13 protein-coding genes are annotated in these 15141 nt (G+C 57.5%); 11 read left to right on the top strand and 2 right to left on the bottom strand.

From position 1 onward, the window contains the following. Positions 1 to 2: 2 nt before the first annotated feature. Together CL546_RS05975 and map are read right to left on the bottom strand one after the other, a co-directional pair. Positions 3 to 2675, bottom strand: coding sequence for a [protein-PII] uridylyltransferase (locus tag CL546_RS05975; RefSeq protein ID WP_290493639.1), 2673 nt, complete (start codon positions 2673 to 2675; stop codon positions 3 to 5). Beyond that, positions 2676 to 3470 carry a type I methionyl aminopeptidase gene (map, locus tag CL546_RS05970; protein WP_290493637.1) on the bottom strand — a complete coding sequence of 265 codons (795 nt, stop codon included), beginning with the start codon at positions 3468 to 3470 and terminating at the stop codon, positions 2676 to 2678. 298 nt (positions 3471 to 3768) lie between these two features. Here map and rpsB point away from each other — a divergent pair, with 298 nt between their 5' ends. The 11 genes from rpsB (at position 3769) to lpxD (ending at position 15120) form a co-directional block, all read left to right on the top strand. After that, positions 3769 to 4527 carry a 30S ribosomal protein S2 gene (rpsB, locus tag CL546_RS05965; protein WP_039925878.1) on the top strand — a complete coding sequence of 253 codons (759 nt, stop codon included), beginning with the start codon at positions 3769 to 3771 and terminating at the stop codon, positions 4525 to 4527. A gap of 66 nt (positions 4528 to 4593) precedes the next feature. Then, on the top strand, positions 4594 to 5472 hold the full coding sequence (gene tsf / locus CL546_RS05960) for a translation elongation factor Ts (RefSeq protein WP_290493634.1): 879 nt from the start codon (positions 4594 to 4596) through the stop codon (positions 5470 to 5472). A 241-nt stretch (positions 5473 to 5713) separates the two neighbouring features. Next, positions 5714 to 6451 (top strand): UMP kinase, encoded by a 738-nt coding sequence (gene pyrH, locus CL546_RS05955; RefSeq protein ID WP_039925879.1) that lies wholly within the window; start codon positions 5714 to 5716, stop codon positions 6449 to 6451. A 37-nt stretch (positions 6452 to 6488) separates the two neighbouring features. Then, positions 6489 to 7046, top strand: coding sequence for a ribosome recycling factor (gene frr, locus CL546_RS05950; protein ID WP_290493633.1), 558 nt, complete (start codon positions 6489 to 6491; stop codon positions 7044 to 7046). 77 nt (positions 7047 to 7123) lie between these two features. After that, the gene (gene uppS / locus CL546_RS05945; RefSeq protein ID WP_290493632.1) at positions 7124 to 7906 is read left to right on the top strand and encodes a polyprenyl diphosphate synthase; all 783 of its coding nucleotides are present in this window, start codon (positions 7124 to 7126) and stop codon (positions 7904 to 7906) included. Continuing rightward, entirely contained in the window at positions 7906 to 8730 is an 825-nt protein-coding gene (locus CL546_RS05940) for a phosphatidate cytidylyltransferase (protein ID WP_290493631.1), read from the top strand. Before uppS ends, CL546_RS05940 begins: the two co-directional genes overlap by 1 nt. Continuing rightward, on the top strand, positions 8727 to 9941 hold the full coding sequence (gene ispC / locus CL546_RS05935) for a 1-deoxy-D-xylulose-5-phosphate reductoisomerase (protein WP_290493629.1): 1215 nt from the start codon (positions 8727 to 8729) through the stop codon (positions 9939 to 9941). Before CL546_RS05940 ends, ispC begins: the two co-directional genes overlap by 4 nt. After that, positions 9935 to 11242, top strand: coding sequence for an RIP metalloprotease RseP (gene rseP, locus CL546_RS05930; protein ID WP_290493627.1), 1308 nt, complete (start codon positions 9935 to 9937; stop codon positions 11240 to 11242). Before ispC ends, rseP begins: the two co-directional genes overlap by 7 nt. Continuing rightward, the gene (bamA, locus tag CL546_RS05925) at positions 11239 to 13602 is read left to right on the top strand and encodes an outer membrane protein assembly factor BamA (RefSeq protein ID WP_290493626.1); all 2364 of its coding nucleotides are present in this window, start codon (positions 11239 to 11241) and stop codon (positions 13600 to 13602) included. The genes rseP and bamA overlap by 4 nt, the downstream gene beginning before the upstream one ends. Positions 13603 to 13612: 10 nt before the next feature. Then, positions 13613 to 14110, top strand: a complete 498-nt coding sequence (locus tag CL546_RS05920; protein WP_290493624.1) for an OmpH/Skp family outer membrane protein — start codon at positions 13613 to 13615, stop codon at positions 14108 to 14110. Continuing rightward, complete coding sequence (gene lpxD / locus CL546_RS05915; protein WP_290493623.1) at positions 14110 to 15120, top strand: UDP-3-O-(3-hydroxymyristoyl)glucosamine N-acyltransferase; 1011 nt, start codon at positions 14110 to 14112, stop codon at positions 15118 to 15120. Before CL546_RS05920 ends, lpxD begins: the two co-directional genes overlap by 1 nt. Positions 15121 to 15141: the final 21 nt, after the last annotated feature.

Raw genomic sequence — 15141 nt, 5'->3', positions numbered from 1 at the left:
GGTCAGGTGTTTCCGTTGTTCTTGTCGTCGAGTTCTTGCTTGAGGGTTTGCTGCAGTTCCTGACACAAGGTGGGGTCGGAAACCGGTTCGCCCTCAAGGTCGGTAATGAAGAAAACGTCTTCGGCGCGTTCGCCCAGGGTGGCAATACGGGCGTTCTGAACCAGGATTTCAAAGCGCATGAAGATGCGCCCGATGTGGGCCAGTAGGCCGGGGCGGTCCAGGGTCTGGATATCCACAGCGGTGCGATCGTTAACGATGTCGTTGCTGATCACCACCTGGGTGGGCACGTCAAAGTGCTTGTTGCGCCGTGGCATGCGGCGACTCACCGTGGTGGCGTAACGATCCGGGTACTTCAGGGTTTCGGTTAGCGTCTTGCGGATTTGTTCGATGCGCGCCCAGTCCTCGCCGATGGGGGTACCGTGTTCGTCCAGCACGATGTAGGTATCCAGGCTGAAGCCGTCCACGCTGGTAATAATGCGCGCGTCCATAATGGTGAGCCCAAGACTGTCCAGGGCGTTCACGGTGGCGCTGAACAGGTTGCGGGTGTCCGGGGTGTAGATGAAGATCTGCGAGCCTCCGGCCAGCACGCTCTGGCTGGATTCGCGAATCAGTACCAGCGGATCGTCCGGATCTTCCCGGTCGAGCAGGGCTTCGGTGTGCCAGGAAATATCCCGGGGCGTTTCGCGCAGGAAGTATTCATCCCCGATGTTGCTCCACAGGGCTTCGATTTTGCCGCCGTCGTGGTCCCGGTCCGTGAGAAGGCGCAGAGCGGCATCACGGGTTTCGTCGATCCAATCCTGCTTTTCTACCGGGTTGTTCAGACCACGGCGCAGGGCGCGTTTGGTTTCGGTATAGAGCTGGCGTAACAGTGACGCCCGCCAGGAATTCCACAGGGTGGGGTTGGTGGCGTTGATGTCCGCCACAGTGAGCACATAGAGATAATCCAGGTGCACCAGGTCGCCCACTTTGCGGGCAAAATCGTAGACCACGTCCGGGTCGGAGATATCCTTGCGCTGGGCGGTCACGCTCATGGTCAGGTGGTTGCGTACCAACCAGGCCACCAGTTTGCCGTCCCAGGCGGTGAGGCCATGGCGCTGGCAGAACGCGATGGCATCGTCTGCGCCGAGCTCAGAGTGGTCACCACCTCGGCCTTTGGCAATATCGTGATAGAGGCCGGAGGCGTACAGCAATTCCGGCTTGGGCAGGCGGTAGAACACTTCGCTGGCCAGCGGAAACTCTTCGCGCAGATCCTCGTAGCGCAGCCGGCGCATGTTCTTGATCACCAGCAGGGTATGGGCATCCACGGTATAAATATGGAATAGATCGTACTGCATCATGCCAATGATGCCGCCAAATTCCGGCAGGTACTTGCCCAGAATGCCGTAGCGTTTCATGCGGCGCAGTTGGGAGAACAGGGCATGGGGACTGCGCAGTAACTGCATGAACAGATCGGTGTTGACCGGATCGCTGCGGAAGGCGTCGTCAATCAGGCGGCGATTGTAGATCAGTGCGCGTACCGTGGAGGCGCGAATGCCTTTCAGGTCCGGGTTCTGGGCCATCAGCACAAAGGCTTCCAGCAGGGCGCTGGGGTGTTTTTCGAACACTTCCGGGTTACTGATTTCCAGGTAATCGTTGCGCACCTGGAAACGGCGATTGAGCGGGCGTACCTGTTCCTGGGTGTCGCTGCGCAGAATGACTTCATCAAAGAGCTGCAGCAGCATTTCGTTGAGTACGGACAGGGCAAGGGCGACCCGGTAGAAGCCCTTCATGAAATGTTCCACGCCCAGATTGGCGTTGGTGTCCTCGTGGCCCAGTCGGCTAGCCAGTTGCCGCTGATGATCGAACAGCAGGCGGTTTTCGTTGCGCTCGGTCTGCACATGCAGCTGCCAGCGCACTTCCCAAAGATAATCCAGGCATTTGCGCAGCACCCCATACTCTTCCGGGGTGAGGAAACCGTCGCTGACCAGGGCTTCCAGGCTGTCGGCATTGAAGTGGCGCTTGGCGACCCAGGCGATCATCTGCACGTCGCGCAGGCCGCCCGGGGCGTTTTTCAGGTCGGGTTCGAGATTGTATTCGGTGTCGTTGAAGCGCTTGTGGCGGGCGGTCTGTTCTTCCCACTTGGCGGCGAAGAAGGCGGCGGAGTCCCACATATGCTCCGGGCCAGTGCGGTCTTCCAGCTGCCCGCGCAGGATGTCGTTTCCAGCCAGGGTGCGCGCTTCCATGATGTTGGTGGCCACGGTGATGTCTTCCCGTGCCAAATCCACGCATTCGTTCAGCGTGCGCACTGCATGGCCGATTTCCAGGCCCATATCCCACAGAAACGCGACGAACCGCTCAAGGCTGTCGCACAGTGCCTGTTCCGGGGTGTCAGCGAGCAACACCAGCAAATCCACATCGGAGCAGGGGTGCAGCTCCCCGCGGCCATAGCCGCCCACGGCGACCAGTGCTACATCGTCCCGTTCGGCCAGGCCAAACAGGGACCAGGCGGCGATCATTACCTGATCCACCATGGTCGCCCGGGCCTGGACCAGCTCGGTAATGTCGGTGGCTTCAAACGCCTGGTTCAGGCGCTCCTGTCCCTGTGCCAGATACTGGCGTGCGTATTGGCCGGGTTGGGCGCTTTCCTGCAAGGCGTCGAGCAGGGAGTCCTGGGATATTGCGGGTAGCAGTGACACTTAATAGAGGTCCGTTTCTTCGCTGCGCGCGGTGAGCACTTCATAGCCATCGGCGGTGACCGCGATGGTGTGCTCCCATTGCGCGGACAATTTGCGGTCCTTGGTGACCACGGTCCAGGCGTCGGGCAGCAGTTTATTGGCGGCTTTGCCGGCGTTGATCATGGGTTCGATGGTGAACACCATGCCTTCCTGCAATTCAAGACCCGTGCCAGGCTTGCCGTAATGCACCACCTGGGGTTCTTCATGGAAGCCCTCGCCGATGCCGTGACCGCAGTATTCGCGCACCACAGAGAAGCGTTCGCCCTCGGCCATTTTTTGAATCCGATGACCAATGTCGCCGAGCTGTATGCCGGGCCGGACCATGCGAATACCGGCCAGCATGCATTCGCGGGTAGTTTCCACCAGTCGGCGGGCCAGCACAGAGGGCTCGCCCACGTAAAACATCTTCGACGTGTCGCCATGCCAGCCGTTCTTGATGACAGTGACATCGATATTGACGATATCGCCTGTTTTCAGGGCTTTGCGGTCGCTGGGAATGCCGTGGCAGACCACATGGTTCACCGAGGTGCATACCGATTTGGGAAAAGGCATGCGACCGGGGGCGCCGCCATAGCCCAGAGGCGCAGGAATCGCCTGCTGTTTGTTGACGATATGGTCGTGGCAGATACGGTCCAGTTCCTCGGTGGTGATCCCCGGCTTGACGTATTCGCCGATCATTTCCAGGACTTCGGCGGCCAGCTTGCCCGCTTCACGCATTTGGCTGATTTGTTCGGGGGTTTTAATGACGACATTCATAAGACTTGGGGAAACTCCTGCTTTTTCAGTGAGTTGGGCGGGGCTTGGGCAAAGCAATTCGGGCCGGGTAACCACCTTTGCGTTGCCTGCGAGGGGCGGCTGTGGTATAAAGCGCGCGCTTTCCCGCTCTGCGTCGGTCAACAGACGACGGTGTCGCATTGTAACCGCCGATGAGTGGGGAAGGAAATCACACATGCCCCGTCACATAGCCCTGGGTGCCTTCTGGTCTTTAAGTCAGACCGATTTGGTTGGGTTTATGCGGGGGCGTGGAGGCCTAACCCAAAGTGGAGTACTAACAATGTCTAGCGTAACTATGCGCGATATGCTGAAAGCGGGCGTGCACTTCGGTCACCAAACCCGTTACTGGAACCCGAAGATGAATGCTTACATCTTCGGCGCCCGCAACAAGATTCACATCATTAACCTGGAGCAGACCCTGCCCCTGTTCAATGACGCCATGGCGTTCCTGAACAAGCTGGCGGCCAGCAACAACAAGATCCTGTTTGTTGGTACCAAGCGTGCGGCGCAGAAAGCGGTGAGTGAAGAAGCTCAGCGTTGCGGTATGCCCTATGTGGATCACCGTTGGTTGGGCGGCATGCTCACCAACTGGAAAACCATTCGTCAGTCCATCAAGCGTTATCGTGAGCTGGAAGCCCAGTTCCAGGATGGCACTTTTGACAAGCTGACCAAGAAAGAAGCCCTGATGCGCAAGCGCGAGATGGACAAGCTCGAGCGTTCCATCGGTGGTATCAAGGACATGGGCGGCCTGCCTGACGCATTGTTCGTGATCGACGTAGATCACGAAGACATCGCGCTGCAGGAAGCTCGCAAGCTGGGGATCCCGGTTGTTGCAGTGGTTGATACCAACTCCAACCCGGATGGCGTTGATTACGTTATTCCCGGCAACGACGACGCAATTCGCGCCATTCAGCTGTATGTGAAAGCCGCAGCTGACGTGATTCTGGAAGGCAAGCAGTACGCCCAGAACCAGACCGGCGGCGAGAGCGAGTTCGTCGAGGTAGCAGATGAAGCCCAGGGCGAAAAAGCCGAAGGTTAATCTATCGGTGGGCGAGCTGCTGGCTCGCCCGCTTTACCGAAACATACCAAAGTTAAGAGGATAATCATGGCTGCTGTTACTGCTGCAATGGTTAAAGAGCTTCGTGAGCGTACCGGTCTTGGCATGATGGAGTGCAAGAAGGCGCTGGTTGAAGCAGATGGTGATATCGAAAAAGCCATCGACGATATGCGTAAATCCGGCCAGGCCAAAGCGGCCAAGAAAGCCGGCCGTACCGCTGCTGAAGGCGGTGTGGTGATTGCTACCAACGACGCAAACACCGTTAGCGTGATGGTAGAAATCAACTCCGAAACCGATTTCGTTGCCCGCGATGAAAACTTCCTGGGCTTCTGCGACAAAGTGGCTGGCGCTGCTCTGGCCGCAGGTGAAACCGACGCCGCCAAGATTGGCGAACTGACCCTGGGCGACGGTGCGACCGTTGAACAGGCCCGTCAGGCGCTGGTTCAGAAAATCGGTGAAAACATCCAGATCCGTCGTGCTGCCAAGCTGGAAGCGGAAGGTGCCATTGGTGCTTACGTTCACGGCGGCCGTATCGGTGTTCTCGTTGCCCTGAAAGGTGGCGATGCCGAGCTGGGTAAAGATGTTGCCATGCACGTAGCTGCCGTTAACCCGATGGTTATCAGCGGTGAGCAGGTTCCTGCCGAAGTGCTGGAAAAAGAGAAAGAGATCATCCGTGCCCAGCCTGATATGGAAGGCAAGCCGGCTGAGATCGTTGAGAAAATGCTCGGCGGCCGTATCAACAAGTTCCTGAAAGAAGTGAGCTTGCTGGATCAGCCGTTCGTGAAAGATCCGAATACCACTGTCGGCGCGCTGGTTAAAGCGGCCGGTGCTGAAATCGTCGCTTTCGAGCGTCTGGTTGTCGGCGAAGGTATCGAGAAAGAAGAAGTCGACTTCGCTGCCGAAGTGGAAGCTGCGGCCAAAGGCTAAGGCTCGCGAGTTCGATGTGTAAAAGGGCGCCTTGCTGGCTTGACTAGCAGGGCGTTTTTTTCGCCTGTTGAACGGCAGAAAGTGAAAAGCGCTTGCAACCATCGTGCGGGGCGGTACTGTGCTATGCAGCACAGGCTCGTGCGTTTGAATGCAGTGAAAGGCCGGCCTGAGCCGGTAAAAATGATGACGATGGCGGGTTATTCATGGGTGGCGGTTTCGTATGAGTGGTGGAGAGAAAGACATGCCGACGAACAAGGAGCGCTCACCGCGCTATAACCGTATTCTGCTCAAGCTGAGTGGTGAGGCGCTGGCGGGTGAAGAGGGGTTCGGTATCGACCCGAAGGTACTGGATGCCATTTCCCTGGAAATCGGCCAACTGGTTGGCATCGGTGTTCAGGTCGGCCTGGTTGTTGGCGGTGGAAATCTGTTCCGTGGTGCGGCGTTGCAGAGCGCGGGCCTGGACCGGGTTGCCGGGGATCATATGGGTATGCTGGCCACCGTGATGAATGGCCTGGCCCTGCGTGATGCTCTTGAGCGCTCTAATATCCGCACCCGTTTGATGTCGGCAATTCCCATGAGCGGGGTGGTGGAGCACTATGACCACCGCAATGCCAACCGTCACCTGAAAAACGGTGAAGTGGTAATCTTCTGTGCCGGTACCGGCAATCCCTTCTTTACCACCGACTCTGCCGCCTGCTTGCGTGGCATTGAAATCAGTGCCGATGTGGTATTGAAGGCAACCAAGGTGGATGGGGTCTATAATGACGATCCGGTGAAAAATCCTGATGCGGTCAAGTATGACACCTTGACCTATGATGAAGTGCTGGATAAAAAACTGGGTGTCATGGATCTGACGGCCATTTGTCTGTGCCGTGATCATGCCATGCCGTTGCGTGTTTTTGATATGAACAAGAAGGGTGCCCTGCTCAACCTGATGTTGGGCGGTAGTGAAGGTACCCTGGTGGAAGCCGCGCAGTAAGCGTTGGCGATAGCCGCTGATAGAGCGAGGAATAACGGTGATTGACGATATTCGCAATGATGCGCAAAGCCGCATGAAAAAGAGTCTTGAGGCGCTGGATACAGCAATGAAACGGGTGCGTACCGGTCGGGCGCATCCGAGCCTGCTGGACAATATTACTATCGAGTATTACGGCGCAGAAACGCCGCTCAACCAGATGGGCAATATCTCGGTGGAAGAGGGCAGAACGCTGACGATTTCGCCGTTCGACAAATCGCTGATTCCGCAGATTGAACGCGCAATCATGATGTCTGATCTGGGCCTTAACCCGTCCACATCCGGCACCCTGATTCGTTTGCCGCTGCCTCCATTGACCGAGGAAACCCGTCGGGATCTGGTCAAGGTCGTGAGGGCAGAGGCGGAAAAAGCCCGCGTGTCTGTACGCAATGTGCGTCGTGATGCCAATGGTGACTTGAAAGAACTGCTGAAGGAAAAAGAAATTTCCGAAGACGAGCAGCGCCGCGGCGAAGAACAGATCCAGCAGCTTACCGACAAGATGGTGGCGGAAGTGGAGAGTGTTCTGAAAGAGAAAGAAGAGGAATTGATGACCGTTTAATCGCTGCTTGCGAAACGGTGATCTGACTGACATTTCGGGCTGCGCGTCAGCCCGTTTTTATTATTGGCGGATGCAGTATGGCCGACAATCAACCGCATTCCAGCGCTCCCGATCTCGACTCCCATCAGGGCTCCGTGCCTCGTCATGTGGCGATTATCATGGACGGCAACAATCGTTGGGCTCGTAAACAGGGTCTGCCTGGTGAGGAAGGGCATCGCGCTGGTGAAGCGACGGTGCAGGCGATCATTCGCCAGGCCGCTCACCGGGGCCTGGAGGCCCTGACGCTGTTTGCGTTTAGTTCGGAAAACTGGCGTCGTCCCCAGGCGGAGGTGGACCACCTGATGGCCTTGTTCCTGAAGGCACTGGGTGGCCGGGTTGAAGAACTGCACGGTCACGGTGTACGCATCCGTTTTATTGGTGACCGCTCAGCGTTCGCTGCGGACTTGCAGGACGGTATGGCCGAGGCGGAGTCGTTAACCGGCGTCAATAACCGCATGACTGTGGTGATCGCGGTGAATTATGGCGGGCAGTGGGATATTGCCCACGCCGCCCAAATAATGGCGGAAAAAGTGGCCGCCGGTGACATGCAGCCGGAGCAGGTCAATGCTGAGTCCATGGCGCCGCATCTGTCCATGGCGGATTTGCCGCCGCCGGATTTGTTGATCCGTACCGGTGGCGATCAAAGAATAAGCAATTTTTTATTGTGGCAGCTGGCTTACAGTGAACTGTATTTCTCACCGTTGTTGTGGCCAGATTTTGACGCTGATGCCTTTGATGCAGCGTTACAGGATTTTGCTGGCCGCCAGCGACGCTTTGGTCGTTCCGGTGATGAGGTCGCCAGCTTGAGTGGAGAACAATAATGTTAAAGCTGCGCGTGATTACCGCGCTGGTGCTGCTGCCAATCGTGCTGGGCGCCGTTTTCGGGCTGGATCGCCTGCCGTTTGCTCTTGTGGCCGGGGTGTTCTTTATCCTGGCGGGCTGGGAATGGGCGGCGATGATGGGAAAGGTGAGCCTGACTGTGCGCCTGGCCTGGGTGGCGGCGTTAGCTGTGGCGATGGCCGCAGCGGAGTATTTTCATCCCGCCTGGTTGCTTAATGCGATTCCCGTGTGGTGGTTGCTGGCGCTGGTGTTGGTGGTGGGATACCCGGGCAATGCCCGCATCTGGTACCGCCCGGCATTGATGGCGTTGGTGGGCCTGCTGCTGCTGGTACCGTCCTGGGCGGCCATTGTGCAGTTACAAAGCAATGGTGCCTTGGGCCTGGCAGGCCCCTGGGCGTTGATGTTCATTCTTTTGTGGGTGTGGGCGGCGGATACCGGTGCGTATTTTGCCGGCCGTACTTTTGGAAAGCACAAGCTGGCACCGCTGGTGAGCCCGGGCAAGACTATCGAAGGGCTGTTGGGCGGTGTGGCTCTGGCGTTGGCGGTGGTGGCAGGCGTGTACGCTGCCGGCCTGCTGGACGCCCAGTTGTGGCCGCTGATGCTGGTGGCCTTGTTCACTGTGCTGGCGTCCGCCCTGGGCGACCTGTTTGAAAGCATGGTGAAGCGTGAGCGCGGCTTCAAGGACAGTGGCACCATCCTGCCTGGTCACGGCGGCATGCTCGACCGCATCGACAGTGTGACTGCTGCCATGCCCATCGCTCTGGCCGGGTTCAACTGGTTTGCCCTGCCGGGAGGCAGTTTGTGACACCCTCTGCAAGTGATTCTCTGCGTGCTGCTCGTACTGGCAGGCAGCGCCTGACGCTGCTGGGTGCCACGGGCAGCATCGGTCAGCAAACCCTGGATGTGGTGGTGCGTCATCCGGAGCGCTACGAGGTGTTTGCGGTTACCGCTGGTACCCAGTGGCAGGCCATGGCTCGACTCTGCGAAACGGTACATCCGCGTTATGCCGCCATGGCGGACCCTGCCGCCGCCACGGCGCTCCGGAACCATCTTGGTAAGGTCGGGTCACAGGTAGAGGTTCTGGCTGGCCCTGAATCCCTTTGTGAACTGGCTGCCCACCCGGATGCCGATACGGTAGTGGCGGGCATTGTCGGCGCTGCCGGCGTGCGGCCGACTCTGGCAGCGGTGGAGGCGGGCAAGCGCGTTCTGCTGGCCAACAAGGAAGCACTGGTGGTAACCGGTTCCTTGTTTATGGATGCGGTAAAGCGTCACGGGGCCACGCTGCTGCCGCTGGATTCCGAGCACAACGCCATTTTTCAGTGTTTGCCTGCAGAAGGGGTGAATGCAGGGGTAGAGCGTCTGTTGCTGACCGCATCGGGTGGCCCTTTCCGGGAGTTCAGCGCAAAACAGTTACAAGCGGTCACCCCGGAACAGGCCATTAAACATCCCAACTGGGATATGGGGCCGAAGATTTCTGTGGACTCCGCCACCCTGATGAACAAAGGGTTGGAGTTTATCGAGGCTTGCTGGTTGTTCGATGTGCCGCCCGCCATGGTAGATGTGGTGGTGCACCCCCAGAGTGTGATTCACTCCATGGTCGCTTATCGGGATGGTTCGGTACTGGCGCAGATGGGGACGCCGGATATGCGCACGCCCATTGCTTGTGGCCTGTCATGGCCCGAGCGCGTGGAATCCGGGGCCAAGCGGTTGGACTTTGCGGCGCTGGCCGGGCTGGATTTTGAATTGCCTGATCTGAAACGGTTTCCCTGTCTTGGCCTGGCCCGTGATGCCATGGCCGCTGGGGGAACCGCAACGGCGGTGCTCAATGCCGCCAATGAAGAGGCTGTGGCGGCTTTCCTGGCCGGTCAGCTCGATTTTATGGGCATTGCGGATGTGGTGGCGCGGACCCTGGAACAGCAGGATGCGCCAGCTTGTCGGGATGTGGATGCGGTCATGGAAATTGATCGCCAGGCGCGGCAGGTGGCCTGCCGCTGGATTAAGGAGCGTGGATGCTGACGCTGCTGGCATTCGTTGTCACCATCGTGATTATTGTGGCCTTCCACGAGTGGGGCCACTTTCTTGCCATGCGCGCCTTTGGCGTCCGTGTTCTGACCTTTTCTGTGGGCTTTGGCCCGAAAATCTTGCGTTTTACTGACAAGAAAGGCACTGAGTGGGTGATCAGCGCGATTCCTCTGGGTGGCTACGTGAAACCGCTGGATGTACGTGAAGATGAGACGGCGGAAGGGGCGCCGGGCGAATTTTCCGCCAAACCGGCCTGGCAGCGTGTGATTACCTATGCGGCGGGCCCGGTATTCAACTTTATCCTCGCCATGTTGATTTACTGGGTATTGATGTTTGGCTATGGCCAACGCGGCCTGGAGGCAGTGGTGGGCCCGGTGACGCCGGATTCGGTCGCCGAGCAGGCAGGTTTTGTGCCTGGGGACCGCATCGTTGCGGTGGGCAACACCGAGCTCAAAGGCTGGCGCGCCTTCTATAACGAATTGATCCTGCATCTAGGCGAGCCGGATACCCTGGCGATCACCGTAGAGCAGGCAGGTGGCGGCACTACGGTTCGTGAGCTGGATACCTCGCCCTGGTCCGCAGATCTGGACAAGCCGCCCCTGGAAGCTCTGGGGCTCAATCAGGCCGTGGTTATCGGTGAGGTCCAGGTGGACAGCCCGGCAGAGCAGGCGGGCCTGTCCGGCGGTGATCAGGTGCTTACCCTGAACGCTGAGCCGGTATTCAGTTGGTCCCAGTGGCAGGAAAGTATCATGGCAGCACCGGGTGAGGCCCTGACTGTCGGCGTACTCCGCGGAACGCGCATCGAGACGCTCCAGGTGGAGCCTGCCACAGTGACAGAAAACGGTGAGTCCTTTGGCCGTATCGGCGTGGGACTGGGAGGCGTTTACCAGCAGGAATTTGGTGTGCTGGGCGCTGTCGGTGCGGCGGGCAGCCGCTTTGCCGAGCAGGTGAACGTGGTGGGCGCGAGCCTGGTGAAACTGGTGACCGGCAAGCTCTCTCTCGATAACCTGGGCGGCCCTATCACCATTGCCCAGGTGGCCGGTGAAAGTGCGTCCATTGGCATTGCCAGCTTCCTGGCATTGCTTGCTTACCTCAGCATCACGCTGGGGGTGATTAACCTTCTTCCCGTACCAATGCTTGACGGCGGCTGGATTTTCTTTGGAATCATTGAAATGATTCGCGGTCGCAGTTTACCTGAGCGGTTCTTGATGGCCGCACAAGGTGTTGGGCTGACGCTCGTGGTCAGCTTCATGTTATTGGCCATTTACAACGACTTGGTGAAGCAGTTTTCATGAGATTTGGGGACATTCTGAGCAGCCCCCTGAAGGGCCTGCTAGCGGTTTTTTGCCTGTTGGCAGCGCCGCTGCTAAATGCGGACACACAGCTACCGTTCAAGGTCCACGATATTCGCGTGGAAGGGCTTCAGCGTCTGCCAGTGGAACGGGTCTATGCCTCCCTGCCGATTCAGGCTGGTGACACGGTTAACCGTGATCAAGTGGTCGATGCGGTGCAGCGCCTGTTTGCCACCGGCAATTTCGAGGATGTTCAGCTGGGCCGTGATGGTGATGACCTGGTGGTGATCGTTGCCGAGCGACCAAGCATCGCGCGCATCGACTTGTCCGGCAACAAATCCATCGATGAAGAAAATCTGCGCAAAGGTCTGACCGAAGCAGGGTTGGCTGAAGGCGAAGTCTTCCAGCGCTCCACCTTGCAGGCGATTGCTGGCGAGCTGGAGCGTCAGTACGTCAGCCAGGGCCGATACGGGGCAGACATCAAGACCGAATCGGTGGCGCTGCCGCGTAACCGGGTGGCCCTGAAAATCGAAATCTATGAAGGCAAAGCCGCCAGAATTCGTAATATCAACATTGTTGGCAACCAGTTGTTTGACGATGAAGCCTTGCTGGAAGATTTCGAGCTGCATTCTTCCGGTTTCTGGTCGTTCATCAAGGGTGATGACAAATACTCCCGGGAAAAACTGGGCGGTGACCTGGAACGGTTGCGCTCCTATTATCTGGACCGCGGTTATATCAACTTCTCCATCGAATCGACCCAGGTGTCAGTGACGCCGGATCGCCGAAGCGTGTTTATTACCGTGAACGTGGCCGAAGGCGAGCAGTACACCGTGAATGAGGTGAATCTGGCTGGCGATTTGGTTGTGGAAGAAGATCAATTGCGGCCATTGCTCATCGTGAAAAAAGGCCAGGTGTTCAGCCAGCAACTGGTGACCTATACGAACGATCTGATCAAACGTCGTCTCGGCAATGAAGGTTACACTTTCGCGGAAGTGAATGGCCGTGAGCATAATGCCAATGATGAAGACAACACCGTCGATGTGACTTTCTACGTGGACCCGGGCCGCAAGGTCTATGTCCGCCGGATTAACTTCAGCGGTAATGCCAAGACCGACGACGAAGTACTACGCCGTGAATTGCGTCAGTTCGAGCAGGCGCCGGCCAATACCTCGCTGGTAGACTTGTCCCGCCAGCGCTTGCAGCGCCTGGGTTACTTCAGTGTGGTAGAAGCGGACACGCCGCGCGTGCCCAATGCGGATGATCTGGTAGATGTGAACTACAAGGTGGAAGAACAGCCTTCCGGCTCCATCGGTGCCAATGTGGGTTTCTCCGATGCCTCTGGTTTCATCTTCGGTGCCAACGTGACCCAGAATAACTGGCGCGGTAGTGGTAACCGGGTTTCCTTTGCGCTGAGCCGTTCCGACATTCGTGACTCTTACAGCTTCTCCCATTACAACCCGTATTACACCCTGGACGGCGTAAGCCGGGGCTTCAGCCTGTTTTATTCTGAAATTGATTTCGATGAAACCACGGTGGCCTCCTATGCGGCGGATCGCTTGGGTGGCTCGGTGACCTTTGGTTATCCCATCTCGGAATATTCCCGCCTGAGCTTCGGTGCCACCTACGAAAAAACCGACATTACCACTGGTGATTTCGTGGCCGTGGATATTGCCAACTTCCTGATTGAAGAGGGCACCAAGTTCAATGAATACAAGGCCAATGCTTCGCTGCAAACCAGCACCCTGAACCGGGGCATCCTGCCTGATCGCGGCTGGTCGAGCACCCTTGGATTTGAAGTGGCAGTGCCGGGGTCCGATTACGGTTTCTACAAATTGAACTGGACCGGGCAGAAGTACTTCCCCATTACCCAACGCTGGACGCTGCGCACCCGTGCTGATGTGGCCTACGGTGATGGCTATGGTGACGACACGGTGCTGCCGTTTTTCGAAAACTATTATTCAGGCGGTATCGGCTCTGTACGTGGCTACGAGTCCCGTTCTCTGGGGCCACGCTCTGAAGGCCTGAGCTATTTCCTCAATGGCACCACGGATCCAAGCCCGGATCCCATCGGTGGTAACTTCCTGACAGAAGCGAGCATGGAACTGATTTTCCCGACGCCCTTTGCGCCGGAGTCACGAAGCGTGAGAACCTTCCTGTTCGTGGATGCGGGGAACGTGTTTGAAACCGAGCGAGATGACATTTTTGCGGACTTCGAGCCGCAGGATATTCGTACCTCTGCCGGTATCGGGCTGACCTGGCTGACGGCTATCGGGCCGCTTAGCTTCAACCTCGCCAAGGCGCTGAACGACCAGCCTGGCGATGACACGGAAGTATTCCAATTTTCTCTGGGACAGACTTTTTAGGAGTTTAATAATGATGAAAAAAACACTGGTAGCACTGACACTTCTTCTTCCGGCTCTGGCGATGGCCGATGGCAACATTGGGGTTCTCGATCCGATTGCGGCACTGCAATCGTCGGATAACGTGAAGGCAAAAATGTCATCACTGGAAAATGAGCTGTCTGCCGACGAGCAAAAGCTCAACGCCTTGCAAAATGATGTGCAGAAGCTGCAGCAAAAACTGCAGAAAGAAGCCATGACCATGTCTGCCGATCAGCAGGACACGCTGAAAACCCAAGGTCAGCAGAAAATGATCGAAATCCAGAGCTTGCAGCGCAAGCTGCAAAAGCGCGCCAACGAAGCGCAGCGTGAAATTCTGGAAGAAATGCAGCCGAAGCTGAAAACTGCCATGGAAGCTGTGGCCAAGCGTGAAAAGCTGGATGTGGTGCTCAATGCCCAAGCAGTGATGTACACCAAGCCTGACCTGGACATTACCGAGGCTGTGGGCAAACAACTGAACAGCATGAAATAATGCTGACTCTCGGAGCGCTTGCAGAAAAGCTGGGTGCGGAGCTGGTCGGAGAGGCCAGCCACGTGGTGGACGGTCTGGGTACGATCCAGTCCGCCTCATCCAGCCAGCTTACCTTTCTCGCCAATCCTCGCTATCGGTCGTTTCTGGAACAGACCGGTGCGGGGGCGGTGCTGATTCCTGAGTCCCAGCGGGCATATTGCCCGGTGGCGGCCCTGATCGTTAAAGACCCGTACCTTGCCTTTGCCAAGGCCAGTGCCTTTTTTGAGGTGGCGCCGCAACCGCAAGTGGGTGTGCATCCTGCTGCGGTGATTGATGCGACAGCCCGGATTGCCGATTCAGCTTCCATTGGTCCAAATGCGGTGGTGGAAGCGAATGTGACGGTGGGAGAGGGGGCTGTCATCATGGCCAATAGCGTAGTTGGCGCAGGCTCCCATATCGGTGACCAGTGCCGAATTTGGCCAAATGTTACAATTTACCATGGTGTCACACTGGGTCCGCGCACTATCATACACGCCAATTGCGTGATCGGTGGTGATGGTTTCGGATTCGCCTTTAATGGCGCGGGCTGGACCAAGCTTCACCAGGTCGGCGGTGTCACCATCGGTGCCGATGTAGAAATCGGCGCTGGCACCACAGTGGACCGTGGTGCAATCGACGATACCATTATTGGCAATGGCGTGATTCTGGATAATCAGATCCAGGTCGCTCACAACGTTGTCATTGGTGATCATACTGCTATCGCCGGGAAAGCTGGCATCGCGGGTTCAGCAAAAATCGGTTCGTTCTGCCTGATCGGTGGAGCCGCCGGTATTGCTGGTCACATCGAGGTGTGTGACAAGGTGCAAATCCTGGCCATGTCACTGGTCTCCAGCTCAATCAAGGAACCGGGGACCTATGGCTCTGCGTTGCCTGTGGACAGCCAATCCCGCTATCGTCGGAACGTGGCGCGTTTTCGGAATCTGGATGATCTGGCCCGCCGTGTGCGCAAGCTTGAGCGTTTAAGCGACTAATTTCCGCGTTTTGCGGTACTT

The sequence above is a fragment of the Alcanivorax sp. genome (genome assembly GCF_002726155.1).
GTDB lineage: Bacteria > Pseudomonadota > Gammaproteobacteria > Pseudomonadales > Alcanivoracaceae > Alcanivorax.
This window is presented reverse-complemented; position numbering and strand designations above follow the sequence as displayed.

Coding starts and splice junctions, on each gene's coding strand:
- pyrH (WP_039925879.1), top strand. CDS start 5,714: ATGCCGACGAACAAGGAGCGCTCACCGCGCTATAACCGTATTCTGCTC.
- bamA (WP_290493626.1), top strand. CDS start 11,239: ATGAGATTTGGGGACATTCTGAGCAGCCCCCTGAAGGGCCTGCTAGCG.
- CL546_RS05920 (WP_290493624.1), top strand. CDS start 13,613: ATGATGAAAAAAACACTGGTAGCACTGACACTTCTTCTTCCGGCTCTG.
- tsf (WP_290493634.1), top strand. CDS start 4,594: ATGGCTGCTGTTACTGCTGCAATGGTTAAAGAGCTTCGTGAGCGTACC.
- rpsB (WP_039925878.1), top strand. CDS start 3,769: ATGTCTAGCGTAACTATGCGCGATATGCTGAAAGCGGGCGTGCACTTC.
- rseP (WP_290493627.1), top strand. CDS start 9,935: ATGCTGACGCTGCTGGCATTCGTTGTCACCATCGTGATTATTGTGGCC.
- uppS (WP_290493632.1), top strand. CDS start 7,124: ATGGCCGACAATCAACCGCATTCCAGCGCTCCCGATCTCGACTCCCAT.
- CL546_RS05940 (WP_290493631.1), top strand. CDS start 7,906: ATGTTAAAGCTGCGCGTGATTACCGCGCTGGTGCTGCTGCCAATCGTG.
- lpxD (WP_290493623.1), top strand. CDS start 14,110: ATGCTGACTCTCGGAGCGCTTGCAGAAAAGCTGGGTGCGGAGCTGGTC.
- map (WP_290493637.1), bottom strand. CDS start 3,470: ATGAATGTCGTCATTAAAACCCCCGAACAAATCAGCCAAATGCGTGAA.